Source organism: Longimonas sp. (assembly GCF_040409695.1).
Taxonomy (GTDB): domain Bacteria; phylum Bacteroidota; class Rhodothermia; order Rhodothermales; family Salinibacteraceae; genus Longimonas.
Genome location: NZ_JARWGJ010000049.1, coordinates 1 through 15,290 on the forward strand (window position 1 = coordinate 1; position 15,290 = coordinate 15,290).

The 15,290-nt window shown below is 59.6% G+C and carries 12 protein-coding genes and 1 pseudogene; 6 read left to right on the forward strand and 7 right to left on the reverse strand.

Annotation, left to right across the window (positions count from 1 at the left end):
• Positions 1-1,040 (reverse strand): annotated as a pseudogene (locus tag PPP56_RS02705) (S9 family peptidase); the annotation flags it as partial.
• Between the two features lie 309 nt (positions 1,041-1,349).
• Between PPP56_RS02705 and PPP56_RS02710 the strand changes: the two are divergent.
• A complete protein-coding gene (locus PPP56_RS02710) occupies positions 1,350-2,861 on the forward strand; it encodes a S10 family peptidase (protein ID WP_502912542.1) in 1,512 nt (503 codons plus the stop codon).
• A gap of 48 nt (positions 2,862-2,909) precedes the next feature.
• Here the strand turns inward: PPP56_RS02710 and PPP56_RS02715 are convergent, their stop codons facing one another.
• From PPP56_RS02715 to PPP56_RS02740, 6 genes are all read right to left on the reverse strand, one after another.
• Complete coding sequence (locus PPP56_RS02715; protein WP_353562495.1) at positions 2,910-3,404, reverse strand: methylglyoxal synthase; 495 nt, start codon at positions 3,402-3,404, stop codon at positions 2,910-2,912.
• Positions 3,405-3,631: 227 nt separating this feature from the next.
• A complete protein-coding gene (locus PPP56_RS02720; RefSeq protein ID WP_353562496.1) occupies positions 3,632-4,120 on the reverse strand; it encodes a hypothetical protein in 489 nt (162 codons plus the stop codon).
• A 198-nt stretch (positions 4,121-4,318) separates the two neighbouring features.
• Entirely contained in the window at positions 4,319-4,957 is a 639-nt protein-coding gene (locus PPP56_RS02725) for a hypothetical protein (protein ID WP_353562497.1), read from the reverse strand.
• 48 nt (positions 4,958-5,005) lie between these two features.
• A complete protein-coding gene (locus tag PPP56_RS02730; protein WP_353562498.1) occupies positions 5,006-5,131 on the reverse strand; it encodes a hypothetical protein in 126 nt (41 codons plus the stop codon).
• A gap of 184 nt (positions 5,132-5,315) precedes the next feature.
• Positions 5,316-5,972 (reverse strand): hypothetical protein, encoded by a 657-nt coding sequence (locus PPP56_RS02735; protein WP_353562499.1) that lies wholly within the window; start codon positions 5,970-5,972, stop codon positions 5,316-5,318.
• A 256-nt stretch (positions 5,973-6,228) separates the two neighbouring features.
• Complete coding sequence (locus PPP56_RS02740) at positions 6,229-7,767, reverse strand: amino acid--tRNA ligase-related protein (RefSeq protein ID WP_353562500.1); 1,539 nt, start codon at positions 7,765-7,767, stop codon at positions 6,229-6,231.
• 574 nt (positions 7,768-8,341) lie between these two features.
• Here PPP56_RS02740 and PPP56_RS02745 point away from each other — a divergent pair.
• From PPP56_RS02745 to PPP56_RS02765, 5 genes are read left to right on the forward strand one after another with little or no spacing between them, the layout of a single operon-like run.
• Positions 8,342-9,490, forward strand: coding sequence for a glycosyltransferase family 2 protein (locus PPP56_RS02745; protein ID WP_353562501.1), 1,149 nt, complete (start codon positions 8,342-8,344; stop codon positions 9,488-9,490).
• 36 nt (positions 9,491-9,526) lie between these two features.
• Positions 9,527-11,368: an ABC transporter ATP-binding protein gene (locus PPP56_RS02750; protein WP_353562502.1), complete on the forward strand. Its 1,842-nt coding sequence runs from the start codon at positions 9,527-9,529 to the stop codon at positions 11,366-11,368.
• Positions 11,369-11,401: 33 nt separating this feature from the next.
• Positions 11,402-12,607, forward strand: coding sequence for a glycosyltransferase family 2 protein (locus PPP56_RS02755; RefSeq protein WP_353562503.1), 1,206 nt, complete (start codon positions 11,402-11,404; stop codon positions 12,605-12,607).
• Entirely contained in the window at positions 12,604-13,977 is a 1,374-nt protein-coding gene (locus tag PPP56_RS02760) for a glycosyltransferase family 2 protein (protein WP_353562504.1), read from the forward strand. Before PPP56_RS02755 ends, PPP56_RS02760 begins: the two co-directional genes overlap by 4 nt.
• A 40-nt stretch (positions 13,978-14,017) precedes the next feature.
• On the forward strand, positions 14,018-14,926 hold the full coding sequence (locus PPP56_RS02765; protein ID WP_353562505.1) for a methyltransferase domain-containing protein: 909 nt from the start codon (positions 14,018-14,020) through the stop codon (positions 14,924-14,926).
• Positions 14,927-15,290: the final 364 nt, after the last annotated feature.

The following is a 15,290-nucleotide window of genomic DNA, read 5'->3' on the forward strand; positions in this document are numbered from 1 at the left end:
TCGCCAAGCTGGAAGATCGGACGCGAACCCCGGTAGTCAGCGCCGAAGAACGGCTGGTCGTGGCCTTCGGGCCACTGCACGCTGGAGGTGGTGAGCGCCATGCCGTCGTGTACGACCTCGGGCGTGCCGCCTGCTACCGGAATACGGTGCAGCTCGGTCGGTTCGTAGCGGTCGGCGCTGTGGTGGTAGAGCAGGTGCTCGCCGTCGGGCGCAAACACCGGATTCTGGGCGCGGCGCTCGGGGGTGTCGAGCGTCTGCACGTCGCCGTCGGAGAGCGAGAGCAGGTGGATGTCCTGGTTGTAGCCGGCGTCGAACTCCTCGCCCGTCATGTCGGCGTTGAACGCCACGGTTTCGCCATCCGGGGATACGGTGGCGTTGTGCACGTGGTAGTCGGCATCGCCCACGAGCGCGGTAAGCGCGCCATCGTCGAGCGAGAGCAGCCAGAGCGTGCGCCGTTCGGCACCAAGGTAGCTACCGGGTCCGGTGCGATATGCTGCTTCGCGCGCCACCGTGGTGTCGGGACGCGGCCCCTCGGGCGCATCGGCCTCTTTGGTTGGGTCGTCGACCGCCGGGTCGATAGAGAGCGTAAGCAGGATCTGGTCGCCATCAGGCAGCCATTCGTATGCGCTAATGCTGCCTTGCTTGAGCTCGGTAACAGCTTCGGCTTCCCCGCCATCGGTGCGGATCGTGTACAGCTGCGAACGCTCGTCGCGGCTACTCAGAAAGGCGATTCGATTGCCGCTTGGCGACCACTGCGGACTCCGATCCGACGTCTCTTGCGTGAAGCGGCGCGGCGCCTCAGAGCCATCGGTCGGCACGATCCACAGGCTGGACTCGCGGCTGCGGCGGTCGTCGGCTACGGTGGTGCGCACGAATACGACGCGCTCGCCATCGGGCGCGATCTGCGCGTTGCTGCTCATCTGGAACTGGTAGTAGTCGCCGGGCTGCAGGCCGCGCTCCTGCGACAGAGCGGGGCTCATGCTTACAACGAGAAGAAGGAGCATGCCCAAAAAGGGGATGCGGGGCGAAGCAATCGACATAGCGAATACATTTGCGTGGAGGATACAGCGGTTCGCCTGCAAGATACAAACCTCCGACCACGAATGCATCCGCCCAACGCTTGCGATGGGTGGTGAAGGGAGCGCGAGCGCTTCGCTTTCCTTCAGAACCTGTTTGGGTTTTGGTTTGCGGGCAAGAGTAAGCGCCGCTCGCGATGGTATATCAAGCAGATGGGTATCCATATCAACCGATAACACGCGCGTGCTGCTCGTGGCATAGGCGTTGCATCTGCGTTGCCGGCGCGGTATCTTTGGGCGTGTTTTCTTGGACCAACCAATGCAGGCATCATGATGCGAAGGGATACGATAACGTCGGGTATGGTAGCGTGGCTGGTGGGATGCGTGGCGCTTCTGCTAACCATGAATGTGCAGGCGCAGGAGCGATCGCTTCCGGTTGACACGACGATTACGCAGAGCGACGCGGTGACCGTAAAGGGCACTGAGATTCCGTACGAGGTAACCACCGGCACGCAGCCGGTCTACCACGACGACGGGCACGCGATGGCATCGCTGCACTACACCTACTACGAGCGCAGCGACGTAGACGACCGCTCGGAGCGTCCGCTCATGATCTCATTTAACGGCGGCCCCGGCTCCGGCTCGCTCTGGATGCACCTGGGCTACACGGGCCCGCGGCTGCTGGAGATCGACGACGAGGGCTATCCGATTCAGCCGTACGGCGTAAAGGACAACCCGCACTCGATCATTGACGTGGCCGACATTGTCTACGTAAACCCGGTGAACACAGGCTTTTCGCGCATCCTGGATGACGAGGTCGAACGCGACCAGTTCTTCGGCGTGCGGGCCGATGTGTCGTACCTGGCCGACTGGCTCGACGTGTTTGTGTCGCGCCAGGGGCGGTGGACCTCGCCGAAGTACCTGATTGGCGAGAGCTACGGCAGCACGCGCGTAGCCGGCCTGGCAGGCGCCCTGCAGAACCGCCACTGGATGTACCTGAACGGCGTCATCCTGGTATCGCCCACCGGACTCGGCATGCGTCCGCCCGGCCCGTCGCCACGCTCCGAGGCGCTGAAGCTGCCCTACTACACTGCTGCGGCCTGGTATCATGAGCAGTTGGATGCGGAGCTGCAGCAGCGCGACCTGTTGGATCTGCTGGAAGAGGTGGAGGACTATACGCTTGATGTGTTCATACCGGCGCTCTCGCGGGGCGGTATGTTGGACGCGGAGCGGCGGCAGCAGGTGGCCGAAGAGGTGGCGCGCTACGCGGGCGTGTCGACTCAGACCATCCTCAACCACAACCTCGCAATGCCGGCCTCCTACTTCTGGAAAGAGCTGCTGCGTGACGAGGGCTACACGATCGGACGCCTGGACTCGCGCTACAAGGGGCTCGACCGCAAAAACGCAGGCGAGCGCTACGACTACCCGCCCGAGCTTATCTCCTGGAATCATGCGTTTACGCCCGCCATCAACGAGTACCTGCGCGAAGAACTGGGCTTCGAGACCGACCTGCAGTACAACGTCTTCGGGCCGGTGCGTCCGTGGGATGGGCAGGGCGACCATGACGTTGGCGAAGACCTGCGGCAGGCCATGGCGCAGAATCCGTTCATGCACGTGATGGTGCAGGCGGGCTACTTCGACGGCGCTACGGACTACTTTTCGGCCAAGTACGTGCTCTGGAATATGGATCCGAGCGGGCGCCTGGGCGAACGGATGCGGTTTGAGGGGTACGAGAGCGGGCACATGATGTATCTGCGCGACGAGGACCTGGAGACTTCGAACGAGCATATCCGCGAGTTCATCGAAGCCTCGACCCCGATGCCGGGTACGCCCGCACGATATTAGCCTTCGCAATAGTAGCCCGCAGCGAAGGTCAGGTCGCGCAGCTTCGAATCAGCCTCCTTCTTCGATCTCACCGGCCACCTCCGAAGCGACCTGGCGGTTAAGGTGGGTGTCATAGTCCGGACGCTTGTTCTCGTACGACGCGTTCATCAGCGGCGAGGAGATGATAAAGTCGGCTGAGGTCCGGTTGCATGCGATGGGGATATTCCACACCACCGCAATGCGGAGCAGCGCCTTCACATCCGGGTCGTGGGGCTGCTGTTGTAGCGGATCCCAGAAGAAGATCATGAAGTCGATCGTGCCCGACGTGATGAGGGCCCCAATCTGCTGGTCGCCTCCAAGCGGACCGCTCTGCAGCTTGTTGATCGACAGTCCCAGTTTGTCTTCGAGGATGCGCCCGGTGGTACCGGTCGCGTACAGGTCGTGCTGGCGAAGCACATCGCTGTTGTAGTCGACCCAGTCCAGAAGATCGCTCTTCCGGTTGTCGTGGGCGACCAGTGCGATGTGTCGTGTGCGCGACGGAGCAGGTGTTTCTGATGATTCCATGGGTGGCTCGTAGATTGATGAGAGCACACAGCGTATCCGCCAGCCTCACGAGCCTGTTTGGGTTTCTTATCTTGGGCTGCAAGCCTGGCAGACGTGTTGTGCGCGCTCGAATCCCACCTGCTGAAAAGTGATTCCTCATCCGTGAGGTGTAAGCACTTCCTGAGTGCAGTCTTCTTCACGTCTACACCGTTCCTTCACGAAAAGCGGTACCGGGCGGCACAATGATGCTACCGTTCTGAAGCATCCAGGCTCTCTGCGTCCGACGTCTCGATTTCATACCGCTCGTTGGACGAGGCAACCGCGGTGCTCACTACCGCCACAACAATTCCTGCCCCGCCAAGCACAACGCCGAGGGCACCTCTTCCTATTGAGGTACCAATATCATCAGACTGATCTGCGGAGACGAGAAGGGCTCCCCCCACAATGGTGCTTCCGAACCCAATGAGCATGCCCGTGTTGACCCCCGATTGCACCTCGACCTCGCGGAGTGCTTCGGTTGCATACGCTTCATTCTGCTCCGTTGCTGTGTTGTAGAGCGTGATGGAGTCGGGACGGATATGAACACGCTGTGCCTCAATCTCGCCACCGTCCGCAAACGAGAGTACGACATCATCGTCTGCATCAAGCGATGCATTCAGCCCCTCTCGCTCATCCGCGTCGGCAAGACGCACCGTATCGGTTGTGGTGCAGCCGGATGCGAGAACAAACGCAAGCAATGCCCCCGCCGCAGCGTACCAATAGGAAAGGTGTGATGCGTGGAAGGAGGATGAGTTCGCACAGCAATAACCCATAAGACGACAGGTGTTATGCACGAAATATACTGCATGACAGCTATCTCATTGTAACTTCATCATGCACTATTGCTATCCATCCCGGCGTGTTTCCTGGTGCATTTCCTGGCTGACTGCTGCAGCCTACCGCTCGCCGACGACTACGGAATCGGTCGTAAAGGCATACGCCTCCAGTCCCTCCCCCTCTTGCTCGTACTCTACAGTGAACTGCATGGTGGTTGGCGCCAGCGGAGCGTCGTTGAGGATAAAAAGAAGCACGTCAACCGGACGGGGCGTACGTTCCAGGAAGTCGATCAGGGATTGCCGCTCGTAGGGCATTCCGGGCCCGTTTCGGCGCCCAGCGATGTCGAACAGGCCAGCAAGATTCTCGCCGGCCGGATAGGCGTCCCCGAAATCTGTATCGCTGTAGATCCGGATATCTTGGATCATGGCGTCGTACTCCGGAATCGGTGGCGAGCAGGCGCGCGCGGCAGGAATCAGCTGGATCGACTGAACCGCTCGGGGTTCGGGAGACGCGGCGGCGTACAGCTCGCCCTCCAATTGGAGGCGAAGCCCCAGCTCGCCAGCCGCCAGCGTATCGTCTTCAATCTCATCCAGGTCGAACTCGAATTCAAACGTAGCATCCGGGTCTACCTTGAACGCGGCGCCGGAAAAGCCCGTCGTTCGGATCTCGCTCTTGAACGGGCCACACTCGTTTGTCGTGTCGCATCCGCCAAGCACAACAAGAACGCCCAGCAGCAGAAGGGGAAGTAAGCGGTTCATAGATGGGTCTTGCTGGATTGAGATGGCGGTCAGGTGAGGGGGCTTCTGTTAGAAAGTGACACCCGTGACCAGGGCAAACGCGTTGTTACGCACCTCACGGGGGGCATCGGCTGGAAACGAGTCCGTGACGTCGATGTCGTAGCGCCCCTCCACGAACAGCAGCACAGGCAGCATGCGTGTAGAGATGCCGCCCCCAGCGTGCCGCCCGCCGCTATAGAATCGTAGAGGTCTGCAATCTCGCTTTCAATGTCACCCTCTGAAAACGAATAGACGCCTGCTTCCCCCCCTACCAGAATATCGATACGGGGTCCGGCCAGCGCATACAGAGAGGTGGCGTTGAACTGCCTACGGAAAGTGATTACTGATCTACAGCAGGGAGCTCGATCCGGACCGCGTGAAACGCTCCTTCTACGGATACGTCTTCCTGGTCATCCAACTCCCCCTGCTCATCGAAGGTAGTCCGAGTCGCATCAATCTCAAAAGAGCCCGTTACCCGGTCTTCATCGGAGGTACGGAGTGTAACTTCTCCGCTGTTTGATGCCAGCAGGCTATCGGGAGGAAGCGGGATTGCATTTTTCCAGAAGGCAAATCCGAACTGCGAGGTCTCCCTAAAATCGTCTTCTGTACCAAAAATGGCATCCTCTTCTATATTGGTTACGGCGTACGTACCGATGCCGGGGCGCTCGCCAAGGCGCGAGAACAAACCTGCCGTTCTCTGAAACTCATCAAATTCGACTGTATCGTCCTCCGTAAAGTATATAAAAAAGACCTCCTCTTCAATCTGGGGATCGACATCAGCACTAAAAAACGCATTTAGTTCGGTCTCCTCACCATCTACGTTCAAGATCAGGGTTTCAGGCGGAAGGTCTTCTTCGTCTGAGTCGTTGCTGTCGGCGGTGTCGCAGCCCGTTACACCGACAAGAAGAACTGCGGTGGCAACCAGCACAATACCCAACCAAGAGGAAATCGAAGTTGAAGTGAGAGGAATTAACCTATCGGAAGCAAAATCAGACATATAAAGTAATATGGTTGCTTCTACAGGACATTGTTTTGTTCTGAATTGTGCTGTCTAAAAGAGGTAACGTCTCGATAGTTTGTGAAAATGAACGTAAGCGACTCAGGGAAATGCGTCATCATTTGGCACCGTTTCGCAGCCCCAATCCCGGATGCACGAAATATCAAATACCCCCTCGAATGTCACATTGTGGATTGGTGATTTTGGATTTGGGAAGGCCATGCTCCTCCCGAACAACTCCGAAATCCCCAATCGCCTACGGATGCAACCGCCCGATTGTACGCGGAAACGGAATCGCCTCGCGCACATGCTCGCGGCCGCAGATCCACGACACCACGCGCTCCAGCCCCAGCCCAAACCCGCTGTGCGGCACCGCGCCAAATTTGCGCAGGTCCAGGTACCAGTCGAACGCCTCTTCAGGCAGCCCGTGGGCCTCAATCTGCTCTTGCAGGAAGTCCAGGTCGGTGGCTCGCTCGCCGCCGCCTACGATCTCCCCATAGCCCTCGGGCGCCAGCACATCCATACCCAGCGCCAGCCGGTCGTCATGCGGATCGCGTTTCATGTAGAAGGCCTTGATCTTCGCCGGAAAGCGATGCACGATAATCGGACGGTCAAAGTGCCATGTCAGCACCGTTTCGTCGCTCCCACCGAAGTCTGAGCCCCACTCAAAGGTCTGCGCCGACTCCTTCCAGTCGGGCAGGTTGCGCAGCGCCTCTTCAATTTCGTTGATGCGCTTGTTGATCTCAATCTCGCGTGCGTCGATCTGGCGTTTGATGTGCTTTTTCGCTTGGCCGCGCCGCTTCTGATTTTCCTCGCGTTCTGTTTCGAGCTCCGCTTGCTCCTCGTGCAGCCCTTCGATGCGTGCGTCGATCAGCTCTGCGGTCGACGCGCTCCGCAAAAGCTCCACTGCTTCATCATAGCTGATGCGCGGGAAGGGCGTCTGCACGTGCTGCAGCGCCGTCGTGTCGCGCTCCAGCGTCTCCAGCTCACGCTCGCAGTGGGTCAGCACATCCTGCACGACATGCGTCACGAAGCGCTCGGCCAGCGTCATGTTCATATCCAGGTCGTAGAACGCCATCTCCGGCTCGATCATCCAGAACTCTGTGAGATGCCGACGCGTCTTCGACTTCTCAGCGCGGAAGGTCGGCCCAAACGTGTAGATTTTGCCGAACGCCATCGCCATCGCCTCGCCGTGCAGCTGCCCGCTCTGCGTGAGGTAGGCCGACTCGTCGTCGAAATAGTCCAGCTCGAAGAGCGTCGAGGTGCCCTCCACCGCGTTGCCCGTCAGCACCGGCGCATCGGTGCGGATGAACCCGCGGTCTTGAAAGAAGTCATGCATGGCCTTCTGCACGCGGTTGCGTACCCGCAGCACAGCCCACTGCGACTCGCTGCGCAGCCACAGATGGCGGCGGTTCATCAGGAAGTCGATGCCGTGTTCTTTTGGCGTGATCGGATAGCCACCCGAGGCACCGACGGTCTCTATCGCATCCACCTGCATCTCATAGCCACCCGGGGCCCGGTCATCGGCCGACACCGTGCCCGTAATGGCGAGCGCAGTTTCCTGGCTCGCGTCGTCTGCCGCGGTCCAGCTTTGCTCGTCCACATCCCCCTCGCTTACCACGCACTGCACGTAGCCCGACCCATCGCGCAGGATCAGGAAATACAGACTCTTGGAGCCGCGTTTGTTGTGGAGCCAGCCCTTCAGCGTGACGGACTCACCGTCGTGGTTAGGCAGGGCATCAATGCGAACATAGTCTTCGATAGGAGCTTCGGTTGGGGCGGCGTCGTCAGCCATGAAAAGCGGGGCTAAGCGTGAAACGAACAGATGAACGGGTGCCAGCGCGCACCGATGCCATGATACCACATCGCATCCACAGGTTCCAGTACCGAGCCAGGCCCAGGCCCCTACGTAGCCTGGATTTCAGCCGGTTTGCATGGAGTATTGCCCGCAACACGTATCAAACACGTACAGAGGGAGGCGAAGCGCTGCCTTCAACATTGGCCTGGATGCTGCTACACGCATTTCGCGGCCTGCCCAAAGTACGGCCTTGCAGGCGTATCGTAGTGCACGTTTGCGACATTGCAGCCCAAAACAGCACGCCTTGTCCCTTCTCATTAGCGACAAAAAACGCAGTACCTCTCCACTTTGCAATCCGTTGAGAGGCGACACGTTCGCCGGAAAGTCAGACGAATAGCCTCCTGAGGAACCCGCCTGGTTCACCAGTTACGCCTGCTACATAGCAAAGAGTCTTGTTATGCTTTTGATCACATCAGAGTATAGAAGTTTATTCCCTTAAAGTATTAAAGGCAGTATAGAAGTTCGACGCACAATCCCTTACCTGCACGTGACCCAACCACACCATCTCTTCATGATTAAGCAACCTGTCGTTGGTGTTATTATCCCCGCTTATAATGCAGAAGCGCACATTGATGCAGCCCTGGCCTCAGCACGTGCCCAGACCTACACTGCACTCGATATTGTTGTAGTTGACGACGGATCGACCGATGCTACCGCCGAGCGTGTGGGTTATCATGCATGCCAGGATGCGCGAGTGCGAATGCTTCGGCAGCCCAACCAGGGCGTTGCGGCCGCGCGTAACCGGGCCATTGCAGCCACGCAAGCCTCGCTCATCGCCCCGCTTGATGCAGACGACCTGTGGGCTCCGCAAAAAATTGCCCGCCATGTAGCCCAGCTTCGTAAGCATCCCGAGGCTGGACTCGCCTATTCATGGTGGGTTTCGTTAGATGAAGCCGGGCGCGTCATCGGACAATCAGACCGGTGGGGACTGTACGGCGACGTATTTCAGGCTCTGCTGTGCGTCAACTTTGTCGGAAACGCCAGCGTCCCGGTCTACCGGCGCGATGCTCTTGAAGCAGCCGGTGGATACGTCAGCTATCGCGCCGACGGCGCCGAAGGCTGCGAGGACTGGGACCTCACGCTTCGCGTAGCTGAGCGCGCGCCCTTCTGCCTGGTTGCCAGCTACCTTACCGGCTACCGGTCTGTGTCGCAGAGCATGTCAAACCGCGTAGACCGGATGCTTCGCTCCTACGACCGGATTCTTGCGCCGCTTCGGGCCCGTCACCCCGAAGTGCCCGACGAAGTATATCGCTGGTCACGCAGCAACTTTATGATGTATCTGGGAACGCTGTGCTACAACCAGGGCGCTTTGAGTTCTGCTATTCGCCTGCTTTGTGCCTCTATTCGCACCGACCCTCCTGCAGCGCTGTGCACCACTTCGCTAAAGAAGATCTTCAAAAGCGCACTCCGGAAGGCTGCACGTCCCGTTACACGCCACGTATGGCCGACACAGCATGACTGGGAGCGCTTTCGGCGCCGTACCCGGCGTAAGGCACCTCCGCTTGTTCTGCCTCCCGAAGCCTACCCCACGCTCAACGATGCCGTCGAGTCGTGGTCGTGGAAGCCATACAAGCCATACGACCGCATCCGAATGCAGCGCTGGAACCAGGCGGTTGACGCTTCCTCCTCGTACGTCTCTCAATCTCCTATTTCCTCATAGCAGTTCACGCATAGCAATTCACGCATAGTACTTTATATGTCTTCTGCTGCTCTGCACACCATGCAAACCGTACGTCCGCTGCTCAAGCGACATCCGTGGATCGTTGCGGCTACGATCGTTACAGGCGTGCTTGCCACACTGGCCGAAGGCATTGGGCTGGGCCTGTTTATTCCACTGTTGCATAGCGTGGAGGCCGATACCCCTCCTGAAACAGGAACCTGGTTTATTGATGCGGCGGCCTCTCTTTTCAGCGACCGCTCTCCCAACGAGCGGATGCTTCTGCTAACAGGTGGTATCGTAGCAGCCATCTTTGTACGTACCGCCCTAGCTTACATACGCGACGTGTTATACGGGCTCCTTGAAGCCCGCCTGGGTCATCACGTGCGCGCTACATTGTTCGACCAGCTTGTGCAGGTCGGCTATCGCTTCTGGGAGTCTAACGACCACGATCGTCTCTACAACACCGTCGCCAACGAAAGCTGGCGCCTGGTACAGGCTGTCGCGTTGGTCGTCTATCTGGTCATCACGATCAGCGCTCTATGCGTGTACATCGCGCTGCTCTTGCTCATTTCATGGCCCCTCACAATCATAGCGGCCGTGTGCCTGGGCGGTGTTATGTTCGCTACTCGGGGGCTGCGCACCCGGGTCGAACGGCTGGGCCGGGCCGCAACGCGTGCTAACGTTGGGCTCACCCGTCGGCTGCTTGAAACGTTCGGGGGCATGGAGGTCATCCGCACCTTCGGGCAGACCCGCCACGAGCAGGAGCGCTTCAACCGGGCATCGAAGCGCGTCAGCCGCATCGGACTCTGGAGCAGCATCTGGGGCGGGCTGATCACGCCCATCTATGAGATGGTGGCGATGGCGCTGCTTGTGCTGATTCTGGTCGGACTCCTCTACTCGTCGGCATCGCTGTCTGCAGCGCTGGTGTTCGTGCTGGCCCTTTACCGCCTGAAACCGCGTATCCGCGATCTGGATGGCACCCGCGTTGCCCTTGCCGCACAGGCAGGCGGAGTGGAGGCCGTAGCCAGCGTGCTCAACCGGGCGGATAAGCCGTACCTCCCCAACGGCACCGAAACCCCCACCGCTCTGCAAAACGAGCTTCGGCTTGAAAATGTGACCTTCCAGTACACCCCAGGCGATGCTCCGGCACTCAACAATGTCTCGTTTTCATGCCCCGTCGGTAAGACCACAGCACTTGTGGGCCCCTCGGGATCGGGGAAGTCTACGCTTATTAAGCTGCTCCTACGGCTCTACGATCCTACTCAGGGGACCATATACGTGGATAGCCAGCCGCTTACAGCATTTAAGGTGGAAGCATGGCGTGCACACATCGGTGTCGTCAGCCAGAATACCCACGTATTCAATGATACCGTTCGGGCCAATATCGCCTACGGAAAGCCCGATGCCTCGCTTCAGGCTATCAAACAGGCTGCCCGCGAGGCACAAGCGCACGCATTTATTGAAGCACTCCCCCGCGGCTACGAAACACGCGTCGGCGACCAGGGCGCCCGCCTCTCAGGCGGACAACGACAGCGCATTGCTCTGGCCCGCGCGTTACTCCGCGACGCCGACCTGCTCATCCTGGACGAAGCAACGAGTGCTGTAGATGGACGCTCAGATGCGGCCATTCAGCGCACACTGGCAGAGAGCAACCGGAACCGCACCATACTGGTCGTCGCGCATCGTCTTTCCAGCATCATGCACGCCGATCACGTTATAACGCTCCACGACGGCGAGCTGGGGGCGTGCGGTTCCCTCGATACGTTGCTGAACACCCCGGGGCTGGTTGCCGATCTGTACGGGGGGCAGTCACCCGGTGCCACATGCTCTACATCTGCAGCCAAGTCTCCTGCCACCTCTACGTCATCAGCCTCATAGTTTAACCAATCGCGTTTAACCAATCGCACTCGTATGTCTTATCTGCTTACCGCCATCGACGCCGCCGAACCGCTGCCCTCGCTCCACCTTCGCGACGACCAGACAGGGTGGGCTGCCCTGATTCGATGGAAAGGACGTCCCGTCGATTTCTGGATCGAGCCATGCGATCCTGGCACAACCATCTCTGCCCGCGAGCTGGCCAGGCGCATCTACACGCAGAGCCGATATGCCCTTACCGAAGCGCAACTGCATTTCGAATCGCCGCCTCCACAGGCCTCCCCTCCTGCCGTATCTGTTGTCATCTGTACCCATAACCGGCCCGAGCGACTTACCCGCTGCCTCGCAAGCATACAGCAACACGTTCCGGAAGACGGCCCCGCTGAAGTGCTCGTCGTTGATAACGCCCCGCCGGACAACCGCACCCGCACAGCTGCCCAAACTGCTGGGGTGCATTATGTGATGGAATCCCGCCCCGGACTCAATGCTGCCCGTAACCGGGCTTTTGCAGAAGCCCGGGGAGACTGGGTCGCCTTCCTGGATGATGACGTAATCGTTGATGCTGAATGGTGGGGGGGCTTGTGCCACGCGCACGCCGCTAACCCGGATGCCGATGGCTTTACCGGGCAGGTGATGCCCTATGCGCTCGAAACGCATGCGCAGGTCCTCTTTGAACAGCGTGGCGGATTCCGGCGTGGGTTTACCTCGACCCGTTACGGCCCTGCCCCTCACGCTCCTATCTATCCATGCAACACAGGTATTCTGGGCACCGGCGCCAACATGGTCTTCCGACGCGATGCCGTTCGTCGCATAGGCGGATGCGATGAAGCTCTCGATGCCGGAGCAGCCTTGCCGGGCGGAGGCGATTTAGACCTGTTCTACCGGGTTATTCGGGGTGGGGGAGTGCTGGTCTATGAGCCAACTATGCTTGTCTTCCACGAACACCGCCGTACCCTTCAGGCCCTGCGCGACCAGTACGAACACAGCTGGGGACGCAGCCTGATGGCTTATCTCGTTAAGATATACCAGACCGACCCTGCTACACGCCCTAAAGTCCGACGCTTGCTGTGGTGGTGGACCCGCGACACTGGCCAGCATCTGAGTCGGGCGACCCGGGGACGTACAGATCGCCCTCTTTCATTTGTGATTGCTGAACTTCGAGGTGCGCTACGCGGCCTGTGTGGGGCCTACCCGCGTGCTGTGCGCCGTGCCAACCGCCTTAAACAAGAATATCCGTCATGAACCCACCTTTTGCTGTTCACCATGTTGATATGGAGCACCCGCCCGAGGCGCTTCCGCGTCTCTCTGGGTCAGATGGAGCCTATGTTGTATTCTGGGCACACGGCATTCCGTTGGGCCACCGCCTGATTCCATCATCCGCGCTGCCCATGTCGCCTGCTATGCTACGAGCCTACGCCTACCCGGCTATTGCTCCCGCCGTAGCTCACTATAACGAACAGACGGCCAACCTCAGAAGCACCACAGATACAATATATACAAATACAATAGATACAGATACAATAGACACGAATACGCTCAGTGCTATCAAGCATCTACTGCAAAACCCGTCTCGACTAACCAGCAAGCCGCGCTATACATCGACCGATGCATCCGTCGTCATCTGTACGCGCGACCGCCCCGAGCACCTTGCGGCATGTCTGCATGCTATCGCTGCACTCACGCCTGCGCCTGCCGAAGTCATCGTCGTCGATAATGCCCCGCAGACCGACGCCACCCGACGGCTTGTCGCTACGCGCCCGGGAGTGCGGTACGTGCACGAACCCCGCCCCGGACTCGATATCGCCCGCAACACAGGGGTGCGTACCAGCACGAAGCCGATTATCGCTTTCACGGACGACGATGTGCGCGTGGATCCACAGTGGCTTCGCTACCTGTGTGCGGGGTTCGACGCCCCAGACGTCATGGCTGTTACAGGGCTGGTGCTTCCGGCGACGTTAGACACCGAGTCGCAGTACCTGTTTGAGATACACTGGGGCTTTCACCGGGGGTACCTCCCGCGCCGCTTCGATGCGGCATACATGAAGGCGCATCGCTCGCGCTGCGTACCGGTCTGGGACGTTGGGGCCGGTGCCAGCATGGCGTTCCGGCGCGATGCGTTTATGCACGTGGGTGGCTTCGACGAACGCCTCGACGTAGGCGCTGCCGGATGCAGCGGCGACTCGGAGTTCTGGTATCGTCTCCTGGCCAACGGGTGGACCTGTCACTACACGCCGATGGCCGTGGCACATCATACCCACCGGGCCACAGCGATCGGCCTGCGCCGCCAGCTCGAAGCCTACATGCGCGGGCATACTGCCGCGCTGTTGGTGCAGTACGAGCGCCACGGTCATCCCGGACTGCTGCGACGCCTGTTCGTATCGCTTCCCAAGTACTATCTACGCCGCCTTGTTGCGGGTGCCCTGCATGGCTACCAGGGACGCTATCAGACCTTGGCTGCTGAGATCCGAGGTGCCCTCTCTGGGGTGCTCTTTTACCTGCGCACCCCGGCTGCCTCCCCTGCGCATCCCTTTACCGGCGTAGAAACTGGCGCGGAAGCTGGCCCCGTCGCAGAACACCCTGCGCCAGCCAAATCCGCGTCACAGGCAACATAGGCCCTCGCTGCTGTCTCAATAAACTCTACCTGCAATAGACATGCTTTATACAAACGACGTCGAATACCCTGCTACCTACTACGAAACGCTGCATCCGGGATCGGCCCGCTCAGCGCACGCTGTGGCGCAGACGCTCGTAGACTGGCTCGCCCCACAATCGGTTATCGACGTCGGATGCGGCGCTGGAGCCTGGGCTGCCGCTTTTACCGATCAGGGCGTGCCGACCGTGCATGGCCTGGATGCCCCCTGGCTGCCCCGTGACGTACTTCAGTTTCCAGCGTCCGAGTTCATTGCCCACGACCTGCGTACACCGCTTACACTGAACCGCACGTACGACCTGGTTCTCTGCCTGGAGGTCGCTGAGCATCTCCCCGAAGCGCATGCTGCCTCCCTGGTCGAATCGCTCGTACAACTCGGGACGGTTGTCGTGTTCTCAGCAGCACTACCCCGGCAAGGAGGGCACGACCATCAGAATGAGCAGTGGCCCGCATACTGGGCGCGCCTGTTTGCTGAACATGACTACGTCGCCGTGGACGTGCTCCGACTCCCTTTCTGGCACGACGATGCTGTTGAGTGGTGGTATGCACAGAATATGATTGCATACATGACTGCCGAGACACAGGCTTCTCATGCTGCCTTTCCGGAACCAAAACGCACCATCCCCCCCGTGCCTCCTGCTCTGGTTCATCCATCGCATGCTGTGCATCTTCACACTGAAATTGATGCGCTGTATGAAGATGTACAAGCCCTGGAGACGCACATCTCGAACCAGGACGCTGTTAATAGCCACCTGCGCAGCCGCACTCAAGAGCTGGCCGCCTGGGCACAGCAACTCCAGGCAGACGTCAATGCCCTTGAGCAACTCAACCCCGGTACGGTCCCGCTAACTCGGGTGCTGCGCGCCTTACCGTATCTTATCGCGCATGCCATCCGCCGCCGGTGGACGTAAGCCAGCTTCCTTCCAAAACACGGGAAGAGCGTAGGGGGAGGCGAAGCGCTGCCTCCAACATTCGCCTGGATGCTACTACATGCATTTCGTGGCCTGCTCAAAGTACGGCCTTGCAGGCGTACCCCTTACGCCTTCTCGAATGAGCATCACAACGTGCAAGTCCCAGCCAGCCCGGCGTGCCAGCTACACGTACAGACGCCCCAATATGATGGGACGTTCTTGTCCCATTGAGTTTCATCGGGGCATCTTCGCTCCAGCGAAATTACCGCATGACGCTACCGCACGACGGTCACGCGCCGGGTTTCGGTGTGGCCCGCGGTCTGCATGCGCAGGAAGTACGTGCCGCTGGCGAGGCGGCTCACGT

Excerpts from the sequence above, each read along its gene's own strand:
- PPP56_RS02715 (WP_353562495.1), bottom strand. The coding sequence starts at position 3,404 with ATGGAATCATCAGAAACACCTGCTCCGTCGCGCACACGACACATCGCA.
- PPP56_RS02735 (WP_353562499.1), bottom strand. The coding sequence starts at position 5,972 with ATGTCTGATTTTGCTTCCGATAGGTTAATTCCTCTCACTTCAACTTCG.
- PPP56_RS02740 (WP_353562500.1), bottom strand. The coding sequence starts at position 7,767 with ATGGCTGACGACGCCGCCCCAACCGAAGCTCCTATCGAAGACTATGTT.
- PPP56_RS02730 (WP_353562498.1), bottom strand. The coding sequence starts at position 5,131 with ATGCTGCCTGTGCTGCTGTTCGTGGAGGGGCGCTACGACATCGACGTC.
- PPP56_RS02710 (WP_502912542.1), top strand. The coding sequence starts at position 1,350 with ATGCGAAGGGATACGATAACGTCGGGTATGGTAGCGTGGCTGGTGGGA.
- PPP56_RS02765 (WP_353562505.1), top strand. The coding sequence starts at position 14,018 with ATGCTTTATACAAACGACGTCGAATACCCTGCTACCTACTACGAAACG.
- PPP56_RS02750 (WP_353562502.1), top strand. The coding sequence starts at position 9,527 with ATGTCTTCTGCTGCTCTGCACACCATGCAAACCGTACGTCCGCTGCTC.
- PPP56_RS02725 (WP_353562497.1), bottom strand. The coding sequence starts at position 4,957 with ATGAACCGCTTACTTCCCCTTCTGCTGCTGGGCGTTCTTGTTGTGCTT.
- PPP56_RS02760 (WP_353562504.1), top strand. The coding sequence starts at position 12,604 with ATGAACCCACCTTTTGCTGTTCACCATGTTGATATGGAGCACCCGCCC.
- PPP56_RS02745 (WP_353562501.1), top strand. The coding sequence starts at position 8,342 with ATGATTAAGCAACCTGTCGTTGGTGTTATTATCCCCGCTTATAATGCA.
- PPP56_RS02755 (WP_353562503.1), top strand. The coding sequence starts at position 11,402 with ATGTCTTATCTGCTTACCGCCATCGACGCCGCCGAACCGCTGCCCTCG.